This window comes from Clostridium thermosuccinogenes, from assembly GCF_002896855.1.
GTDB classification, from domain to species: domain Bacteria; phylum Bacillota; class Clostridia; order Acetivibrionales; family DSM-5807; genus Pseudoclostridium; species Pseudoclostridium thermosuccinogenes.
Map to the genome: position 1 here is coordinate 703,577 of NZ_CP021850.1, position 19,849 is coordinate 723,425.

At 40.7% G+C, this 19,849-nt stretch carries 17 protein-coding genes; 14 read left to right on the plus strand and 3 right to left on the minus strand.

All coding sequences use genetic code 11. The annotated features are described in order from the left end of the window. Positions 1-244: 244 nt before the first annotated feature. The 11 genes from CDO33_RS03185 to CDO33_RS03240 all read left to right on the plus strand — a co-directional run bounded on the left by CDO33_RS03185 (position 245) and on the right by CDO33_RS03240 (position 14,263). The gene (locus CDO33_RS03185; protein WP_242973908.1) at positions 245-970 is read left to right on the plus strand and encodes a hypothetical protein; all 726 of its coding nucleotides are present in this window, start codon (positions 245-247) and stop codon (positions 968-970) included. A 195-nt stretch (positions 971-1,165) separates the two neighbouring features. Then, on the plus strand, positions 1,166-2,326 hold the full coding sequence (locus CDO33_RS03190; protein WP_133158695.1) for a GntR family transcriptional regulator: 1,161 nt from the start codon (positions 1,166-1,168) through the stop codon (positions 2,324-2,326). Positions 2,327-3,108: 782 nt separating this feature from the next. Continuing rightward, a complete protein-coding gene (locus CDO33_RS03200) occupies positions 3,109-4,587 on the plus strand; it encodes an ABC transporter substrate-binding protein (RefSeq protein ID WP_103081869.1) in 1,479 nt (492 codons plus the stop codon). Positions 4,588-4,732: 145 nt separating this feature from the next. Further along, a complete protein-coding gene (locus tag CDO33_RS03205; RefSeq protein WP_103081868.1) occupies positions 4,733-5,635 on the plus strand; it encodes an ABC transporter permease subunit in 903 nt (300 codons plus the stop codon). 22 nt (positions 5,636-5,657) lie between these two features. Beyond that, entirely contained in the window at positions 5,658-6,527 is an 870-nt protein-coding gene (locus CDO33_RS03210; protein ID WP_103081867.1) for a carbohydrate ABC transporter permease, read from the plus strand. A 33-nt stretch (positions 6,528-6,560) separates the two neighbouring features. Next, on the plus strand, positions 6,561-7,871 hold the full coding sequence (locus CDO33_RS03215; RefSeq protein ID WP_103081866.1) for a CehA/McbA family metallohydrolase: 1,311 nt from the start codon (positions 6,561-6,563) through the stop codon (positions 7,869-7,871). Positions 7,872-8,115: 244 nt separating this feature from the next. Continuing rightward, positions 8,116-10,692 carry a glycoside hydrolase family 38 N-terminal domain-containing protein gene (locus tag CDO33_RS03220; protein ID WP_103081865.1) on the plus strand — a complete coding sequence of 859 codons (2,577 nt, stop codon included), beginning with the start codon at positions 8,116-8,118 and terminating at the stop codon, positions 10,690-10,692. Between the two features lie 375 nt (positions 10,693-11,067). Continuing rightward, the gene (locus CDO33_RS03225) at positions 11,068-11,898 is read left to right on the plus strand and encodes a 5'-methylthioadenosine/S-adenosylhomocysteine nucleosidase family protein (RefSeq protein ID WP_103081864.1); all 831 of its coding nucleotides are present in this window, start codon (positions 11,068-11,070) and stop codon (positions 11,896-11,898) included. Between the two features lie 4 nt (positions 11,899-11,902). Beyond that, on the plus strand, positions 11,903-12,883 hold the full coding sequence (locus CDO33_RS03230) for an SPL family radical SAM protein (protein ID WP_242974840.1): 981 nt from the start codon (positions 11,903-11,905) through the stop codon (positions 12,881-12,883). Beyond that, positions 12,880-13,599 (plus strand): SDR family oxidoreductase, encoded by a 720-nt coding sequence (locus CDO33_RS03235; RefSeq protein WP_103081862.1) that lies wholly within the window; start codon positions 12,880-12,882, stop codon positions 13,597-13,599. Before CDO33_RS03230 ends, CDO33_RS03235 begins: the two co-directional genes overlap by 4 nt. A 370-nt stretch (positions 13,600-13,969) precedes the next feature. Beyond that, positions 13,970-14,263: a metal-sensitive transcriptional regulator gene (locus CDO33_RS03240; RefSeq protein WP_103081861.1), complete on the plus strand. Its 294-nt coding sequence runs from the start codon at positions 13,970-13,972 to the stop codon at positions 14,261-14,263. 263 nt (positions 14,264-14,526) lie between these two features. Here CDO33_RS03240 and CDO33_RS03245 read toward each other — a convergent pair whose 3' ends face one another. Next, positions 14,527-15,210 carry a TlpA family protein disulfide reductase gene (locus CDO33_RS03245; protein WP_103081860.1) on the minus strand — a complete coding sequence of 228 codons (684 nt, stop codon included), beginning with the start codon at positions 15,208-15,210 and terminating at the stop codon, positions 14,527-14,529. Between the two features lie 393 nt (positions 15,211-15,603). Next, on the minus strand, positions 15,604-16,293 hold the full coding sequence (locus tag CDO33_RS03250; protein WP_103081859.1) for a cytochrome c biogenesis CcdA family protein: 690 nt from the start codon (positions 16,291-16,293) through the stop codon (positions 15,604-15,606). Between the two features lie 347 nt (positions 16,294-16,640). Here CDO33_RS03250 and CDO33_RS03260 point away from each other — a divergent pair, with 347 nt between their 5' ends. The 3 genes from CDO33_RS03260 (at position 16,641) to CDO33_RS03270 (ending at position 19,519) form a co-directional block, all read left to right on the plus strand. Next, positions 16,641-16,871 carry a glutaredoxin family protein gene (locus CDO33_RS03260; protein WP_103081858.1) on the plus strand — a complete coding sequence of 77 codons (231 nt, stop codon included), beginning with the start codon at positions 16,641-16,643 and terminating at the stop codon, positions 16,869-16,871. Positions 16,872-17,252: 381 nt separating this feature from the next. Next, on the plus strand, positions 17,253-18,470 hold the full coding sequence (locus CDO33_RS03265) for an IS701 family transposase (RefSeq protein ID WP_103102768.1): 1,218 nt from the start codon (positions 17,253-17,255) through the stop codon (positions 18,468-18,470). Between the two features lie 155 nt (positions 18,471-18,625). Beyond that, positions 18,626-19,519 carry an NAD(P)/FAD-dependent oxidoreductase gene (locus CDO33_RS03270; protein WP_479690691.1) on the plus strand — a complete coding sequence of 298 codons (894 nt, stop codon included), beginning with the start codon at positions 18,626-18,628 and terminating at the stop codon, positions 19,517-19,519. Positions 19,520-19,546: 27 nt separating this feature from the next. On the opposite strand, the gene CDO33_RS03275 is transcribed toward CDO33_RS03270, so the two are convergent. After that, on the minus strand, positions 19,547-19,771 hold the full coding sequence (locus CDO33_RS03275) for a hypothetical protein (RefSeq protein ID WP_103082874.1): 225 nt from the start codon (positions 19,769-19,771) through the stop codon (positions 19,547-19,549). Positions 19,772-19,849 lie beyond the last annotated feature (78 nt).

Consider the following 19,849-nt stretch of genomic DNA (forward strand, 5'->3'; position numbering starts at 1 on the left):
AGAAGATGCTTTGAACGTTGTAACTTTTTTGCAAAATCATTAAGTACGGCTTTTCTACATACCTTTCCTGCTGGTTTTCTTTACATCATTTAGAAAGAATTATGTATACATAAAAAATTATAGTACAAGGAAACTGATGATACAAGTAAAATAATGTCTAAATTTATCGTAGTTGTTAATAGTTGATAATTGTCTCCTAATGGCATATAATTTACTGATAATAGTATCAGGAGGTGTAAAAATTTTGCTTTTTAAGAAATCTCTTTTTGTGATTTTGCTTTTGCTGTTGCTGTTGGTAGCAGCCATTGCTCCCGTATGCTATGCCAATTCGGCAGAACCGCCGTCAATTGTGATTATTGTACCAGGCGTAAAAAAAGATCTTGAAATAAGCATAGGATCAGGCGATATCTTTTCTAAAGCCAGTAAGACGGTTAAAGCTTTTGAAAGCTATTATGTTTTTTATAACAGAGACTTAAAGGCGGATGGCGACTACACATTAAAAATCACTACCGAAGGCACTACCTACGAGATTGAGATGAATGACAAGCCATTGAAAAATTACAACAATATATATACTCTGAATTTGAAAAATAAAACTCTGACACGTGGAAAATCAACGTTAAGATCTATTCTCCTGGTGTCTTTCAGATTAATCCTTACCCTTTTCATAGAAGCTGGTGTCTTCACGTTGTTTAAATATAAGGAAAAGAGATCTTGGATTGCTTTCCTTATTATCAATTTGATCAGCCAGGGAGTTTTGAATATTTGGCTTAACACTGCCAGCCCCTTGGGTTCTTATTTGATCCTGCTCCTGATATTTGGAGAGATATTTGTTTTCATTTTTGAGATATTTGCTTTCCTGCTAACAGTAAAGGAGAGTAAAGCCGCAATTACGGCTTCATATGTAATAGTGGCAAATCTGTTCAGCCTGGTGGCAGGAGGTTATATTATCACATATCTTCCGATTTAAATGAGTCGACATTTTATATTTTTGATCTTTTATAAACTGTCAAAAAAATATAGTGTTCTGGACATGATATGATATAATTTTATATGTATATCATATTCCGGTATGCTTTTGCTTTTTGAAACACAGAAACAGCGGTACTGGTCTGTTTCATAGGAAGAAATCACAATTTTGTTATGGGAATGGTGCGTTATAGTTATGAAAGGTTCAGGTTTTTTATACCAAAAAGTTTATGAAGATATAAAAGAAGAAATTGAAAATGGAACACTGGCTCCGGGCACAAAAATCAGTTCCGAAAAGCAGCTGGCATCTAAATATGGTATCAGCACCATTACTGTAAAGACTGCTTTGGGACTGCTTACTGAGGAAGGCCTGGTAAAGAGGGTTCCGGGCAAGGGAACTTTCGTGGCTGGACACGAAAGCAATGCTGCTCCAAAGGATAAACATCATGCCGGAGATGCGGAGCACAGGCCCATCATCGGAGTGGTGCTGGAGCATGTCTCATCAACTTTCGGCCTCGATATGATGTATCATATGGACAGGATAGCCATGGAAAAAGGATATCGCTTGTGCATCCGTTTTTCTTATACAGATCAGGAAAAGGAGACGGAAGAAATAGATTTTTTGCTGTCCCTTGGGGTTTGCGGACTAATCATAATGCCTTCCCACGGCAGCCATTATAATACAAAAATACTCAAGCTGGTAGTGGATAAATTTCCGGTGGTGCTGATAGATAAAAGCCTGGAAGGTATACCTGTACCGTCGGTATGCACAGACAATGATCAGTGCTCAAGGGCCCTTGTGGATTTTTTGGTTGGCAGGGGATACAGGAATATAGGGATTGTAACGTCACAGAATGATGGAATAAGTTCCATAAAGGAACGAAAAAAGGGGTTTTATGACAGTCTGGCAGCTAATTCACTGCCGGTGAACGACGAATGCGTTATTCAATTAAAGGTGGACTCAATACAGGTAACCGGAAAGTCTATAGAAGAACAGAATATAAAGCATATTTCCAATTATTTAAAAAGACATCCTGATATTGATTCCTTGATATGTCTGGAAGGTGGATTTCTTCTTGATATATATAAAGCATGTGAAAATTTAGGGAAGAGGATCCCTGAAGATATCGCTGTGTGCAGCATTGATGAGGACAGCAATGCTTCTACAGGATTCTTTTTCACCCATGTCAAGCAGGATGAACTGGCTATTGCTGAAAAGGCTATGGAACTGATTGTTGCCATGTTAAACGGGGAAAATAATATAGAAATTACGAATTATAAGATCCCGGGAATATTTAAAACCGGCAGGTCTACCGGTACGAAAAATACCAAAGAACATGATCCGGTGAAAGACTAACCCATGCACAGGCTTAAAAATCGGAATGAGGCTTCTGCGCAAGCTTATTGGAGCCGGAAAAGACCGGGTAAGTGATAAAAATTTAGCAGTGGTAATAAAGGCTAGGCAAGAGAGTACTGATTGAGAGAGTAAAGGTATTGCGGCCGGGTATCGGGGTTTAATGCGATAAAAAACAGGTGGTATATGCCACCTGTTTTTTATATTTATATTTAATATACACATTATATGCGGAAAACATAGAGAGTATAATAATTATAGTAAATATAATGTATATAATAAATATAATGATTATATTTTTTTAACGAGTTTGAAATAATTCTTTGTTAAAAAAATATCGGAAATCCGATGAAAAATCATGAGTTTTTAAGAAGGGGTCTTTGCTGTCAAACATAGGAGAAAATTCAAATTTTATATCAGAAATTGATGCAAGCTTAAAATATGAGTGTACTGTAAGCCAGACAAGAAGCTGGTTTGACAGCTCTGGAAGTGATACATGGGACACATTTTGCTGGCTAATGCTGTCAGGTACTTTCGAGGTTTGTTTATTAAATTCAAAAATTTTTTTAATAATAAAAAATTATAGTTGAACATATGTGCAATACATGGTAATATATTAATATAATTTAACAACTGTTGCGTATTATATGTAATAGTTGTGCAACATCTTAAGTTCTAACCCGGGTTATACTTATTCTTACGCAAGATCTATCAGAATTTTCACAGCATTGGTGTGTCATTCAAGAAAAGACAAGTCAAAATGTAATTTTAAGGAGGTCTATTAAATGAAAAAGGTACTATCCATCCTTCTTGTTCTGGCGTTAGGTTTGAGTCTTTTTGCCGGTTGTGCAAAGAAAGAATCCAACTCTTCAGACACCGGATCAAGCACAACTCAATCCAATCAAACTGCTGACCAAACTCAAAAGACTGAAGAAACACCAAAGGCCGATGAAACATCGGAAGTAGGTGGAGAAATAAGAATGTTGACTAGTGTCACCGGCGGTAAAGATGATGAAGAGATGAAGTTGTTCGCAGAAGCTTTAGGTAAAGCTACCGGTATGAAAGTTACCATGGAAAAGCCCGCATCGGACTATACCAATGTAGTTATGCAGAAGCTTCAGGGCGGAGAAAAATATGACCTTATTTATGTCAACATGCAGCAGTATCTGAATCTGGTAGAACAGGGAGCTCTCCTGGATCTCACCGATTTTATCAAGTCCTCAAAGATCTTTTCTGATCCGGCATCTATAAATCCTCAGGAATTAAAGGACATCGAAGTGGATGGAAAGATTTATGCCGGCTTCAACAAAAAGGAAATTCACAGGGTAGTAGGTATGAACAAGATTCATCTCCAATCTGCACAAATTGATTATAAGCAGATTGATCCTACCTTGGACGGTTATTATGATGTATTTAAGAAACTGAAAGCAGCTATAAATACACCCAATTATTACCCCTTTAATGCTGTGGTCAGCGAAGTTTATGACCTCCAGCCATGGTTTGCATCATTAGGACTCAAGAGTGGCGTCGTAATTGACAGCGATGGAAAGAAATATGTACCGTTTTCAACAGATGCAGCAGCTCCGGTTTGGGAGTGGTTTGCAAAACTCTATAAGGAAGGTCTCATAGATCCTGCTTCCGCGGTAGATAAAACGAAGGATCTGAGAGCGAAGATGGGAGCATCATCTCAGCTTACCAGTGTGACCGTTGACTGGGCCGCATGGATTGGACTGCACAATGCCAATGCTTTGGCTGAAAACATAGGTCCGGATAAATATGAGATTGTTTCCCTTCCCGGAACCAAAACACCGGACGGCAACTACATGCTGACAAAAGGAAGCGCCAGCTTGTGGGTAATCCCGGCTAATGCTCCAAATCCTGAAGGGGCTAAAAAGATGCTTGAATTCTTTGCTTCCCAGGAAGGCGGAGAGCTTCTCTCAGTAGGTATTGAAGGACACGACTATACTGTCGAAAATGGAAAATATGTGCTGACAGAAATAGGTAAAGCTCACGGTAATGACCATGGAGCTCCTGTTCCGATATTTGAAAAATTCCAGCATCCGATAGGATTCAACCCTGGATTTGAAGAAGCTATGTCCTACGGAAAGTATGCTTCCATAGAGCTGCCCATATCTAATGAGGGAGACTACAAGGAAATTGTAGGCAAATGGGGTGTGCAGATTATGAAGGGTGAAGTTTCTGCCGCCGAAGGTCTGGCTTCCATGAGGGAAGAGCTTATAAGCAGGAAAGTAACTGATAAATAATGCTCTTAGCGCATAAGCAAATTTAAAGGAACATATATTTTGCTCAGAGGCTGGAAGCCTATGACTGATAGCTTCCAGCCTTAGTGCTTCTCAAATCTGCCGATGCAACAGTTCAACTTATCTTTACTGAAAGTGAGGTTAAAGGATGACCACAAGAAAGTTATGGAAGCAGGTTAAAAAATACAAATTGATTTATGCCATGCTTTTTCCAATAGCACTTTATTTCATAGTGTTTTCCTATTACCCCTTGGCTCTTGGAATCCTCAACAGCTTCAGGAAGTCAAAGCTCATAGGTCCTCCCGAATTTGTAGGCCTTGACAACTACAAGGAGGTTTTGGCCAATCCCTTATATTTGAATGCTTTGGAAAACACAGTCGTAGTAGGACTTTTTACATTTATTGTTCAGTTTGCTTTTGGGCTTTTAATAGCCTTGTCGTTAAATGAAGTAAGGATTAAGTTTGTCAAATCCGCCATCCAATCGGTCACTTACCTGCCCAATCTGCTTTCATGGGCAATAGTAGGAGGTATGTGGATTACAATTCTATCACCGTCAGGGATGGTGAATGCCATTCGACAGATAATGTATGGGGACGGAATAAATCCGATTATCTATATGTCTGAGCCCAAGTTTGCGAGGACAATAATGGTGCTTACCGGTGCATGGAAAGGAGCGGGATACTTTGCTGTCCTGTTTATAGCTGCAATAGTGAGCATCAACCAATCTATTTATGAATCGGCAAGAATAGACGGCGCTTCCAGATTCAAGCAGATCGTATATATAACCATTCCCAGTCTGGTTTCTACCATGAAGGTTATAGTTGTACTGGGTTCCATGAGTATCCTGAGAAATTTTGACCAGATTTTTGTAATGGGTAATTCAATGATTTATGATAAAGTCAGAAATCTTCTGTATCTCATATACACCGATGGTATAGTCAATTTTAAAGTTGGATTGGCTACAGCAGCGGCAACAATAGTGCTCATCGCCACCTTCTTGCTTTCAACTTTTGTGCGCAAGCTGACCAGATATGATGAAACATATAGCTGATAAGGCGGTTCAGGAGGTTAAAATGTTTAGAAATCGCAGTCTTAAAAATGAGTTATCATTCCCTCAGAAGATTATAAATTGGATATTCCTGGCTTTCATTTTTATAATAATGGTAATTCCGATGCTCAATGTCTTGGTCATATCCACATCTACCGCACTGGATGCAAGTCAGGCAGGCCTCAAGCTTTGGTGGACCAAATTCAGCATCGAGGGATATGAATATGTGTTTAGGGTTACAAAACTGGGAAGACCTTTTTTGAATTCCCTGTTCGTTTCCTTTACTTCTACAATAATACAGGTTATCATTTCTTCCCTGGCGGGATATATCCTTGTTCAAAGAGAGCTTCCTTTCCGGAAAGCCATAACTTCCTTCATTCTGCTTACAATGATGATTCCGGGGGATCTTACGCTTATTTCCATATATCAGGTAAACAAGCAGCTTCATCTGCTTAATTCATATACAGGACTGATTATAAATGGCCTTGTTTCAGGCTTTTGCATACTGCTCATGAGGAATTATTTCCTGTCGGTGCCCGAATCCCTGGCAGAATCAGCAAGGCTTGACGGTGCCAGTGAGCTGAGAATCTTTAGCGTCATTTATCTTCCACTGTCCATTCCCGGACTGGCCACCATTTTCTTCCTTGAATTTGTAGGCAAATGGAATTCCATGATGATACCGGCAACATTGATAACCGATCAGAGTTTATTTACTCTTCCCCTGATGTTGAAGAGCATGATCATCAATAATGCCTCCGTATCGGGAGCTCCACCGGCTCCGGAAAATGCGGTGATGGCTGCCATTGTTATTGCTACCGTACCGCTGATATTGATATATGTATTTGCCCAGAGATTTTTGCTTTCTGGAATGACGCTGGGTGCAAGCAAGGAGTAGTTGCTTTTATATAACCATTTGTGGAGGGGAAGTATGCAAACAAAGCAGAAAATTCAACTTTTCATTGATAAGGAAAAAGAGGGGCAGTATTTTGAACTCCCCTTTGATGTGCCGGAAAACATATCCAGAATAGATGTAAGGTACTCCTATCCAAGGCATGTGGAGGTCACGAAGGATGGAGAAACACAGCGCATAGAAAAAAATATAATCGATCTGGCGCTGAAAAATGCTGACGGGCAATTTATCGGGGCTTCCGGTTCAAACAGGGACCATATCTGGATAAGCGAGTACAACTCCAGCCTGGGATATGCCGAAACAGAGGTGAAAAAAGGCCGGTGGGCTGTTATTGTAGGAGCCTACAAGATTATGGATGAGGGTGTCACGGTTGAATATGAATTTACTTTCACCCATAAAGAGAGGGTTTTGCTAAAAGGTGACCTTCACATGCATTCTCTGGGCTCCGACGGCATACTTTCTGTGGATGAAATCGTAGATGTTGCAAAGAAAACCGGATTACAGTTCATATTTATAACCGACCACAACAATTATTTTCACAACAATCTGCTAAAGAGCGATGCGGATATAACTGTGATGCCCGGTGTGGAATGGACGCATTACAAAGGGCATGTAAACATGCTGGGAATTAAAGAGCCTTATGAGGGAGCTTGCTTTGCAAATACCATAGAGGAAACCCGTGAATTGATACAGACTGCCCGCCGGAAAGGGGCGATAATTTCAATAAATCACCCATTCTGTCCCAACTGCGGTTTTGCCTGGGGTCTTGAAAATGTGGAATATGATTGTATAGAAATCTGGAATGGCCCTATGAAAAAAGCAGAAATGGATTGCATCAAGTGGTGGCATGAACAGCTTTGCGCCGGCAAAAAAATACCTGTTGTGGGCGGCAGCGATTTTCATAAGTTTGAAATGGGGAGAGCAATAGGCATGCCTACCACTTGCCTTTATGCCTTGTCAAAAGCTCCATCAGATATATATGCTGCCATATTGGAGGGAAATGGATACGTCACCTATCAACCGGACGGCCCAGGGGTTTTAATAGAATGTGACGGAAAAATAATGGGACAGACTGTGGAAAGCAAACCGGACTTAAAAATAAGCTTTACCTTTTCACGGCTTAAGAGAGGCGATGCTATCAAGATTATCTCAGATTTGCAGGAGGAAGTGATAAAGTGCGATTCTGACAAGCAGCAGGTTGTAATAGAGAGACCGGTCGGAAATGCCATGTTTTACAGAACGGAAGTTCATAGAAGCTACGAAGAAAACTTTCCTGGCATACCTGTCATGATTTCCAATCCTGTATATATAAAAGAAGCAAAGGGATGATCAATTTTATATAAGCAGCATGCTGCAAACTATACAGGTGAAGGCAGAAGGATCAGCAATGAAAATGATACTTGTATCTTCATGTTAACAGATAGACTTAATAAGTTTATATAATTGAAACAAACCGATGCAGGCTTGACACAAGTGCTATAGAAGCAAGGAGTTTCAACTGAATTATATATGCTTATCCTTATGGCTGCTACACAATACGTTTATATTCCAACAACTGAAAGGAAGCAAGTACATGAGAAAAACTGAAACAATTTATGTAGTTTTTAAAACACATTTTGATATTGGATTTACAGGGCTTGCCAGCGAGGTAATCGATTCCTATCAGAAAAGCATGTTAAAAAGTGTGTTGGAAACCTGCGAAGCGACCTCATCCAATGATCAAAATCATCGGTATGTATGGACAATGTCATCATGGCCATTAAAGAAATCGTTGGAAACACCGGACATGGAAATTCGGAAGCAGGCAATGGATTTAGCACGGGACGGCAGACTTGCATGGCATGCGCTGCCCTTTACCACTCACACCGAATTTGCCGGTACCGAAGAATTTATCCGCAGCCTGGAAATCGGTAAAAAATTGAATAGAGAGTTTAATAAAAAATATAGCACGGCAAAAATGACCGATGTACCCGGACACACCCGTATGCTGCCATCGCTGTTGGCTAAAGCAGGAGTCAGGTTTCTGCATCTGGGCTGCAATTCATGCGCCAACCCTCCGGAAGTCCCAAGGTGCTTTTTCTGGAAAGGCCCTGACGGAAACGGTGTGGTAACCTTTTATACGAAAGGCGGATATGGTACCGACCTTGTACCTCCGGACGACTGGGATTATCCTGTGTGGCTTGCCCTTATGAATACCAGTGATAATTCAGGACCCCATTCTGCGGATGTCATCCGTGATATATTATCCACCGTCGAGGAAAAACTGCCCGGAGCTAAGGTTATCATCGGTACAATGGATGATTTTGCCGATGCTTTTCTGGCATGCAAACCTCAATTGCCGGTGATTGAAACGGATTTGGCAGATTCCTGGATCCATGGGGTTGCAACCTATCCCGATGAAGTTTCCCGGATACGGTCTCTTAGGAAGACTGCGATGAACGTAGAGGGGATTCTTGCGCTTAAAAAAATGTCGGAGGGTTATCGTATAAGTGATAGTGTCAAGGAGCTTATAGACAAGGCTTATGAAAATATGATACTGTTTGACGAGCATACCTGGGGTCTTGACACCAAGATAACCATATGTAATATGCCTGATAAAAAATCGAGGGTATACGAAAAGAAGCTGTTCCTGGAGGACAAAAAAACTCCTGAATATAAAAGGATTGAGCAATCCTGGCGGGAGAAGTCTCAATATGTGAAAAACGCAGAAGAAGCGGTATCAGGCATAATAAATGAGTTCCCAGTTAAAGAGGATAATCACGTTTCTGTTTATAATATATTGCCATGGCAGCGGGATGGAGAGGTGGATGTCACCGGTCTGGCTGCAGAGGGAGAAGTATTTGTGGACCGGGAAGGAAAAGCTTTCCCGATATATGAAAGGGATGGCCGGTGCATAGCCCAGTTGGAAAACCTGCCGCCTGTTGGTTGTAAAAATTATCGGATTGAAACGAAAGCCATCGAAAGCGATAAATGCCCTGTTGCATCCGGCGATGGCCACGGTGGAGCCGTACTTGAAAACTCCAGAATATCGGTTTCCATTGATGGGAAGACCGGCTGCATAAGAAGCTTTTATGATAAAATTAACAAAAAAGAATGGGTGGCATCCGGTGGTGGCTTTGGTGGATATGCTTATGATATACATGGAAAAGAGCGCATCATCCAATATCTGAAGGATTTTGCCTATGACTTGGAAGATTGGTTCCTTTTTGACAATGGACGACCAGGCTATCCATGGGTGAAAGACAAGACCTACCAGGCTGAGGATACCCGCATAGAGATCAGCAACTCCCATGGCTTAGGATCGGTTGAGGTTATATGGAAAATGCCTTCGGAAAGTGTAGAGAAGTATGGAAATGCGCCGGAAGTAAGGATGAAAATAGAAATGGGAGAAGATTCCGAATATGTTGATATCCAATACAGCATCCGGGGAAAGGAGGAGACTCCTTTCGTAGAGTCAGGGCATTTCATTTTCCCATTGAATGCGGAAGCGCCTCGATATGCTATACAAAAGATGGGCGCGGTGATAGACCCGGAAAAGGATATCCAATACGGCGCCAACACATCCCTGTATTGCTGTGACCGATGGGTAAATGTTTCGGATGGCGATCATAGTATAGCATTCTTTCCTAAGGATACACCACTGCTTTCCATAGGTGAAAACCGGGTATATATATATTCCAAGGATTATAAGCCCAAAAAGCCTGTGCTTTACTGGAATGCTTTCAACAACCAGTGGGCGACCAACTTCCCTCAGTGGATAGGGGGCGATTTTGGCTTCAGGTTCAGAATATATCCCTACGCAGGTGCGTGGAACGATGGTGACATGCCAAAAAGGGCAGAGGAATATGCAACGTCATTGCATCCATTAAAGGAAGCGGTTGAGTGCCGTCTGCTGGAGCAGGACATAGAAAATGCCAATATTCTCATCTTTAAAAATGCTGATGATGGAAATGGGTATATTTTGAGGCTTCAGGAAAACAGGGGCAAAGCCGGGGTAATAACCATAAAGCTCACCGATGGCATGGGCATTTACTCCACATGTATCCTTCCGGAAGAGGATGAGGAAATCTATAGCGATATTCCAGGCGTACTGGAGGTAAAAACCGCTCCTTTTGAAATTCATACTTTCAGAATAGTAGAAAGGAAATAAAGCCGAATCAATCCCATAGCTTTTAATATAAAGTGCTAGTGGTGCCACCACTAGCACATTTAGTTTAAGGAAAAACACCCTTCATTACAGCATGCAGCACTTGGTCTCATTGATTCTCATATTATAATCTGATACAATTCTATACATAAAACAGATGGATTCTTTCTGTTATAGCATATATAGCTAAGGAATGAATTCAGCCAATAATGGATGTATTGATTGATATGTGCTTTGAATCCTTTCGAAGCAGCAATCATCCATTTCAACAGCTGAATTCAAACCGGTTTTATATAGCCTGGAAAAACACGCGGCAGGCCTCATCCGGAGGATTCCCTGTGGTTTATCATAAAATGAAGGTTGGTGGATTGGCTTTAAATGGTTTTGATTGTGACGGCCCTTATGATAGAGGCCGCTCCCATTATAGAGCATTTCAGGTTAAAAAAGGACATGGCAATTCATGAGTTTCCTGTGTATAGAAATTCTGACATTGCCCTGATTGTCAGCGGTATAGGAAAAGTAAAAAGCGCCATGGCATCCGTGTACCTGTATTCGATTTATGGAAAAAAGGAAGAGGATATCCTGGTGAACATAGGTTTTTGCGGCGCCGGAAGCAGCCGTTACTCTCCCGGAACCATGCTGTTGATAAACAAGGTTACTGATATGGACACCGGAAGGGATTATTATCCTGATGTTTTTTTCGGACAGGATATGCCAAAGGAAAGCGTACGGTGTTATTCCAAACCGGTGATGAGGGAAGATGTAGGGGAAAATATTGATATCTTCTGCGACATGGAATCATCGGGCATAATGGAGGCTGCCAATAAGTTTGTCTATTCGCATAATGTGGCAATACTTAAGATAGTATCCGATTATCTCAATCCGCAAAATCTGGATAAAGAGCAACTGAAAAGCTTGGTTAGAGATCAGATGCCTCAGGTGGAGAGGATAATCGGCCAACTGAAGCAGCTTAATGAAAGCTCCGGTGATTTATCCCTTTCTTCTGAGGAGAGGGAGGGAGTGGAAGCCTTTTCAGACAGGATGAAGTTTTCAAAAGCCATGAAGCAGATGCTTTTAAAGGAAATGAAATATGCAAAACTAAGAGGAAAAGAACCCTTGAAGGTTCTTGAATCTTTCATGGACATAAAGGTTGAGTCCAGGGTTGAAGGGAAGAAGGTACTTGAGCAAATCAGACAAAAGATCAAATAACAGCATGTTCACTACAATATATGTTGAAGAGAAAGCGCTGGAATACCCGATCACCCGGCAGCTTTTGCAAAAATATGCTGATTGCCCGGTGGTTACCATAAGGCATTACAAGGATGTATTCAACCGTCCCAAGCAGCATTTTGCCCTCCAAAAGCAGAATCAATCCCTGATACTGGCTGTAAAAGAAGGACAGTTTTTATATAAAGGCCCGGAGGTTTGCCAGAACTTTGGGCATCCTAACTTTTATTACACATCTTTTGTGCTGAATTGTGTTTTCGATTGTGAATATTGCTATCTTCAGGGCATGTATCCATCAGCAAACATGGTGGCTTTTGTAAATGTCGAGGATTTTAAAAAGTCTATGGAGGAAGTATTGGTTGAAAAGCAGGCCTTTTTGGCTGCTTCCTATGATACTGATCTTATAGCGTTTCACAATATTGTGCCATATGTGGACTATTTTTATGATTTCTTTAGAGAGAATCCGGATCTATTGGTGGAAATCCGCACGAAAAGCACCAATCAATCTTTCTATAGAAATCATGAACCGCTGGAGAATATCATCATAGCTTTCACCCTCACTCCTGCTGAGGTAATAGAGAAGTATGAAAGGCATACTCCATCACTGGAAGCGAGAATAAAGGCGGTGAACACAGCCATATCGCAGGGGTTTAAGGTCAGGATATGCTTTGATCCCATATTTATCGACCCTGAAATTGATCATGCTTATGAGCCTTTTTATCGTTATATCTTTACCCGGATTGACCCCGGAAGCATTTTGGATGTCGGATATGGCTTTTTCCGGATGTCGGAGGATTTTTTCAAAAGGATAGAAAAGATCCGGAGCAGTTCCCTGCTTTATGCGGAGGATTACTGTAAGGACAACGGAGTCATATCCTATCCTTCGCATGTCATGGAAAAGATACAAAAGGAACATATGAGCATTTTATATGATTATATCGGCAAGGAGAAGATATTTACTTTATGAAGACTGCTATTTTAACCGGAGCATCCAGAGGAATAGGGCTAGAAATAGTTAAAAGGCTTATTGCCATGGACTATAGGGTTTATGGCTTGGCCCGGTCTTTTGAGTCTACAGATTTTTCCCATGAGAATTTTGTGCCGGTCCAATGTGATGTGCAGGATACGGAGAAACTGATAAAAGCTGTTGGGGATATTGAAGAAAAGGAGCCGGAAATTCACCTGCTGGTTAATAATGCAGGGTTGGGTTATTTTGGGCCCCATGAGCAAATACCGGTTAAGGGTATCCAGGCGATGGTGCGCACCAACCTGGAGGCTCCTCTGATACTGTGCCGGCTGCTGCTGCGATCGCTGAAAAAGAGCCGGGGAACGATTATCTCCATTTCCTCAGTGACGGCAAAAAAGATCAGCACCCATGGCTGTGCCTATGCGGCAACAAAAGCCGGACTGTCCCATTTCTTAAACAGCTTGTTCGAAGAGGTAAGAAAATATGGCGTAAAGGTTACAACCATCCATCCGGATATGACTAAAACCGGCTTTTATGATAATCTGGATTTTACTTATGAAGAAGAAGCCGATGCGGTTTTGATGGCAGAGCAGGTAGCCGATGCAGTGGAATATGTGCTAAGAGGCGGGGACAATCTTGTGATAAATGATATCACCCTGCGCCCGCAAAAGAACAGGATAAGAAGAAAGACGGCAAAGAGGGATGATGGCGTGTAGCCTCGAAGTTTTATATGAAAATGCTGGAGGAGTTCAAAAAATTATGCGTGATTATATTCGTGACATCCGGTATTTTTAAGGTTGCGAGTTGAAAACCTTTTTTTAATCCACCTTGTCACCAATATGAAAAATGGGTTGAATGCAGTTTTTAAAATGTATGATTGCCGCTAAAAGGATTCAAGGCATATAACAACCAGTAACACCTATTATTGGGCGAATTCATTCCAAAACCATATAATGCTGACTCCATTAATATCATGCGCTGCAGGCCTGAGCCTGCAGGGAGTTGATTGACCATGCCTGTTTCAACACAGGTTCAAGTGTTATATAATATTAATGCAACCTTATTATGTAGCGAGGAGAGAATGGAATGGAAAAGAATGAGGCAGCCAAAAAGGAATCAAAAGAAGACCTCCTAAAGCGCTTAAGGCGTATTGAGGGACAGGTAAAAGGCATACAAAGAATGATTGAGGAAGAAAAATATTGTGTTGATATATTGACGCAGGTGGCAGCGGTGCGTGCCGCCATAAACAAGGTAGGGACTCTCATTCTGGAAAAACACTCAATGGATTGCATTGAGAACATAGTCTCTTCGGAGGACAAGGAAAAAGCCCTCAATGAGCTTACAAAAACGATAAAAAGCTTTATGAAGTATTCGGAGTGATTGCTTTTGGCAGTTTGCCACAAAAAGCGCATCTGACAGGCTGGGCATCTTTTCAAATTTTCCAGTCTGTAAAAATCAAAATACCCAGCCTGCAGAAATATACTCATATTCGAAAACTCCTCCGGCGGATGAATTATGGAGCTAGTTCCTGTTATTACGTTTCCATGTTATCATGGAAGCTTTCTCTGGAGGATACGTTATCAGGCCGGCTCCCGTAATTTCGTTCCTATGTTCTTACGGAAGCTTTCCCCCTGGAGGATGAATTATCGGGCGGGTTCCCCTTTTTTTACTTTATCTATGATTTTTTCCAATATCTCTTTATTTGTAGCTCCCGGAATGTAACCGTACACAGTGCCATCCTTGTTTATTATAAAGGTATTGGGCAGCCCTGATATGCCATAGGTTTGGGCTACAGTGCCGTCTTCATCCATGAGGACGTTAAGACTGATATTTTCCGATTTCAGGTATTTGGTAACGGTTTCTCTGGATTCCTCAACGTTTACAGTCAGTATGACTACTTCGTCGTCTTTCTCCAGTTCCTTATTCAGTTCATTAAAGTCAGGCATTTCAACTTTGCACCATTTGCACCAGACAGCCCAGAAATTGAGAATGACTATTTTGCTCCTGTAATCGGAAAGCTTTACTGTTTCACCGTCCAGATTTTTCAGACTGAAATCCGGAGCCATTATTTTATTTTCATCCGATGCGGTATCCGTATTTCCTGACCCGGAACCATCCTCTCCGGAATCAGGCTTATCGGTTTTCCGGGAATCAGATGCCTGGGAATCGGAACTGCCTGCGTCCGGAGTATAGGAATCGTCAGCTTCTGTTTGCTGAGACTGTCTGGCAAAAGCTATATCCTTGTTCTTTGAGTAAAAGACATATGCTCCTGCCAAGAGGGCACATATCAGTATTGCCAAAAGGACTACGCCAGCTTTTTTACTCATTGAAAAACCTCCTCTTCTTTTGCTGTATAGCTCAGGATGGACACCAGCTGATATCAAAACCTAAAGGGTGATAGCCTGACAGATACTATCAGCAAATTCAGCATATTCTTACAAACACTATATTCTTATTTTAAATCATATTGTCTTATAGGCTTCATCCGATAAATTTTCGCTCTTTCAAAACAGTGCAGCTTTGCTTCTATTTGTAATACTAGTTATTAATAGTGCTGTACTTGGATAATACTTCTTATAATACTAACTATGATACTTCCTATAAATGCTTCACTGAAGAATCCTGTCTTACCTGGCACACAGATATGCATTCAAAGCGCTCTTGCACGCATTGTTTAAGTATTTTGTTCTTTCTTTGCTTCCTTTACCTGTTTGTCAAAGCTATTGAAAACTCATATATTTCAAACTGTCGGTGAAAACCAAAATACCTGCGATAACCAGCAATATCCCGGATACAATGCTTATTGTCCGGCTGTGTTTTTGGATCAGTTTGAAAGCTCCTTTTACTTTTTCAAATAAAACTGATGTGAGAATAAACGGTATGCCGAGACCTATGGAGTAAACCAAAAGTAAAAGCACTCCCTGGGTTATTGTCTTCGAACTGCTGGCCAGAGCAAGGGCGGAACCCAAAAAAGTACCCAGGCAGGGAGTCCAGCCGAAACCAAAAACCATGCCAAATAAAATCGAGCTGAAAAAGCGCAGCTTTTCGAATTTGAAATCCAGTCTTTTTTCCATATTTAAAAACTTTAAATTTAATATTCCCATAAAGCTCAATCCGAATACCATCATGATCAGCCCGCTGATTTTCTGCAGGAGACTGCGGTTATTTATAAGAAAATGTCCCAGTGTAGTAACAGTTGCTCCAAGAGCAACAAAAACCAGAGTGAAGCCCAGCACAAAAGCGAAGGAATTTGCAAGAAGATTGCTTTTACCAGCAGCATTTTGCGTCTTATCATTCCCTGAGGTTCCAGCCAGATATGAAAAATATATCGGAAGCATGGGCAAAATGCATGGAGAAATGAATGTAAGAACTCCTTCGGTAAAAGTAAGCAAATAGTAAACTGAGTTCAAGAAAACCCCTTCTTTCTTATAAAATAGCCGTATATCAACTCATATCTGCTATCTATTTATATACCCTATGTGGGTATATAATAACAAAAATTATAGAAAAGTCAATGCATTAATTTAACCCGTTATACTGGTATTTTCCAGGAGCAGGTACCGATTTGAAAATATTTGATCGACTATCCCCGATAACTTTCCGCAAGCGCCATCTCCAATTACTGGCACCGGAAAAATTTCTGGATTTATTTCAAATAAAATTATATCATAAAAATAAAAAATCTTGTTAATATATACCCATGGGGGGTATATATTATATTGAACAACAAATAAAAAAAGTAAGGAGTGCATATAACATGTCAGTTAAGGTTTATTCCACACCTACATGCCCATGGTGTACCGTGGCTAAGAATTATCTCAAGTCAAAGAATATCGAGTTTGACGATATTGACGTATCACGAGACAGAGAAGCAGCAGTAGAAATGATACAGAAATCCGGTCAAAGGGGTGTCCCCGTAATTGACATAGACGGGAATATAATTGTCGGTTTCAATCAGGCAGCTATTGACAAGTTCTTGAATATATAGAGGAAATTGATTTAACATCTGAGCAATGGATTATTTATAACAGGGGCAGCAACAGAAATGTATGCACTGGTGCAGCGCTATATTTCAAGAAAACAAGCTGCCCCCGGGCACATGCCCGGTTTCGGAGAAAGGATTGCTGCTGTTTGATGCTGTGGCTCTAAGCAGAGCTTCTTTTTTATTGTCCATTTTCGAGCATAACCATAGAATAAGCGAGAAGGATTGATACCATCTTTCGTTCATTTTATTTTAATAATTAGTGTTGTGCATTTAAAAGTAAATAATTGTATTACCAAATTAATGGTAAAACAAAAGCATAAGTTGACGTAATGTGGTAGCTTTGAATTGACCAAAAACAAAACTATTTCCACGGAGGTCAAACTTATGCCTGAGATAATAATAGAACAAAGTCAAGAAGTTATCAATTATATAAATATGCTAGATTTACCTTATTCTGAAGCCATACAAAATCACATGGTCCTTATGGTCTCAGGCATTATTACCACCGAGGGAAGCAAAAATGTTTCCAGGATCTATTCAAAGCATACCTGTAACCGGGATAGAAGCTGTGGTTCAAGATTCCTCGGACAGTATAAATGGAGTAACGATTATGTGGACCACAAGAGAATTAACCATTCTCTAAATGTTGTCCGTAATAGCGTGAATGAAGATACTTCAGGCTTTCTCATCATAGACGACTCTTTGAGTAAAAAAGATAAGTCTACCAAAAAGATTGAAGGCCTTGATTTCCACCATTCACACAGTGACGGAAAACCCATGTGGTCTCATTGCGTAGTTACTTCTCATTATAAAATTTCCGAATACTCACTGCCACAAAATTTCAGGCTCTATCTTAGAAAGCAGTTCTTTGGCAATAAAGCAAAGAAGCATTTTAAGAATAAACAAGAGCTTGCAATGCAGCTTATTGATGAATTTATACCGGTTACAGAAACAACGTACTTGTTGTTGGATGCTTGGTATACATCGGGTAAAGTGATGCTCCATGCCTTAAAGAGAGGATATCACACCATTGGAAGAATAAAATCCAATAGAGTGATTTACCCAGGAGGCATTAAAACAAGTGTTAGAGAATTTTCAACCTTTATCAGTAAGGACGAAACCAGCCCAGTTACAGCAGGTGACGATACTTACTATGTTTATAGGTATGAGGGTAAAATCAATGATCTTGAAAATGCCGTTATTCTGTTTTGTTGGAGCAAGCCCGATTTATCCGATAAACCAGCATTTATACTAAGTACGGATGTTAGCCTTACCACCTCCGAAATCCTTATATATTACCAGAACCGCTGGGATATTGAGGTAAGTTACCGGTATCAAAAAAACTCACTTGGTTTTGATAAATACCAGGTAGAATCCTTAACTTCAATAAAGCGCTTCTGGAGCATGGTCTTTATGGCCTACACTTTCCTGGAGCTTTTCAGGGTTTCAAACAAGAAATCCTTAAAGCTTGATACTTTGGGAGATACCATAGGGTATTTCCGCAAACAATACTTGGTTTCAATTGCCAAGTTTGCATATACTTGTGCAGTAAAAGGGGTAACTGTCGATGCTGTTATTACCAAATTAGGGATAGCCGCATAAACATTTACAATTTACTGCACGACACTAATTAATAAGCAAGTTTATACAAGTAAGTCTGCAGATGTATTTCAGCATAGATATTTTGAAAATAAATTTGAATATTGTCCTGATGTTTCATATAATACTCTTGTTATGATACTTAAGAGGTGAATACATTGAGGATTATTGATGTCATTATTATAGGAAAAGGACCGGCCGGGATTTCGGCTGCTTTATATACCCAGAGAGCCAACCTTGCAACATTGATTATAAGCAGGGATGGAAGCTCTCTGGATAAAGCGGCTAAAATCGAAAATTATTATGGCCTGGAGGAGCCCATCAGTGGCAAAGAACTTCTGGAAATAGGAGAAAAGCAGGCGCGGAGGTTGGGAGTAGAAATTCTGAAGGAAGAAGTTATAGGCATTACGTATCTGTATGATGAAAAATGCTTTAAAGTCTCCACAGAAAAGAGCGAACACTACTCTCGGACAGTCCTGATTGCTACAGGGCAACCGCAGAAAAGAATCGCCATTGACGGTTTGGAGGATTTTGAGGGAAAAGGAGTAAGCTATTGTACCACCTGCGATGGCTTCTTCTACAGAGATATGTCTGTGGGAGTGATAGGAAACGGTGCTTATGCAGTTCATGAGGCAATGGAGCTGGAGGCATTTACCAAGGATATCACTCTGTTTACCCACGGTGCGGACCTGGATATCACAGGAGAACTGGCGGATAAGGCAGGCAGATTTAAGATAAACACCCGTCCGATACTGAAGTTATCCGGGGATGAATTCTTACAGGAAATTCACTTTAAGGATGGGACAAGTCAGAAGATTGACGGGCTGTTTGTTGCATACGGCACTGCTTCCAGTGTGGATTTTGCGCAAAAACTCGGTATTATAACAGAAAACAATGCTATTGTGGTGGATAATGGGCAAAGTACAAACATAGAGGGGGTTTTTGCTGCCGGGGATTGCACCGGAGGTTTTAAGCAGATATCAGTGGCTGTAGGGCAGGGAGCAGTTGCAGGAAAGAGCATCATCGAATTTGTGAGGCATATGAAAAAGTAGAGTGTGCAGTATAAAAGGGAGGAAATGTCATTCGACATTTTCTCCCTTTTTATCCAGGTCGTACAAATTATAAGTTATACATTTGGACGCCCTTCGTGAGGAACTGCTTCTCGCAGTTTTCGTCACCTTCTCTGCTTTGTTGGTTTTTCTTGCGGGTTTGCTTGTGGTGGAATTAGCTGCTTTATTTTTGCAATTTTTATTGGTGCAGCTTCCGCCGATGATCAACGATCCGCAAATACAAAATTCCGCCAATATGAATCATCCTTTCTTCACATTTATTAATTATATCACAATCAAGGCGGAATAATTACCGGTAATTTAAATTCTTTT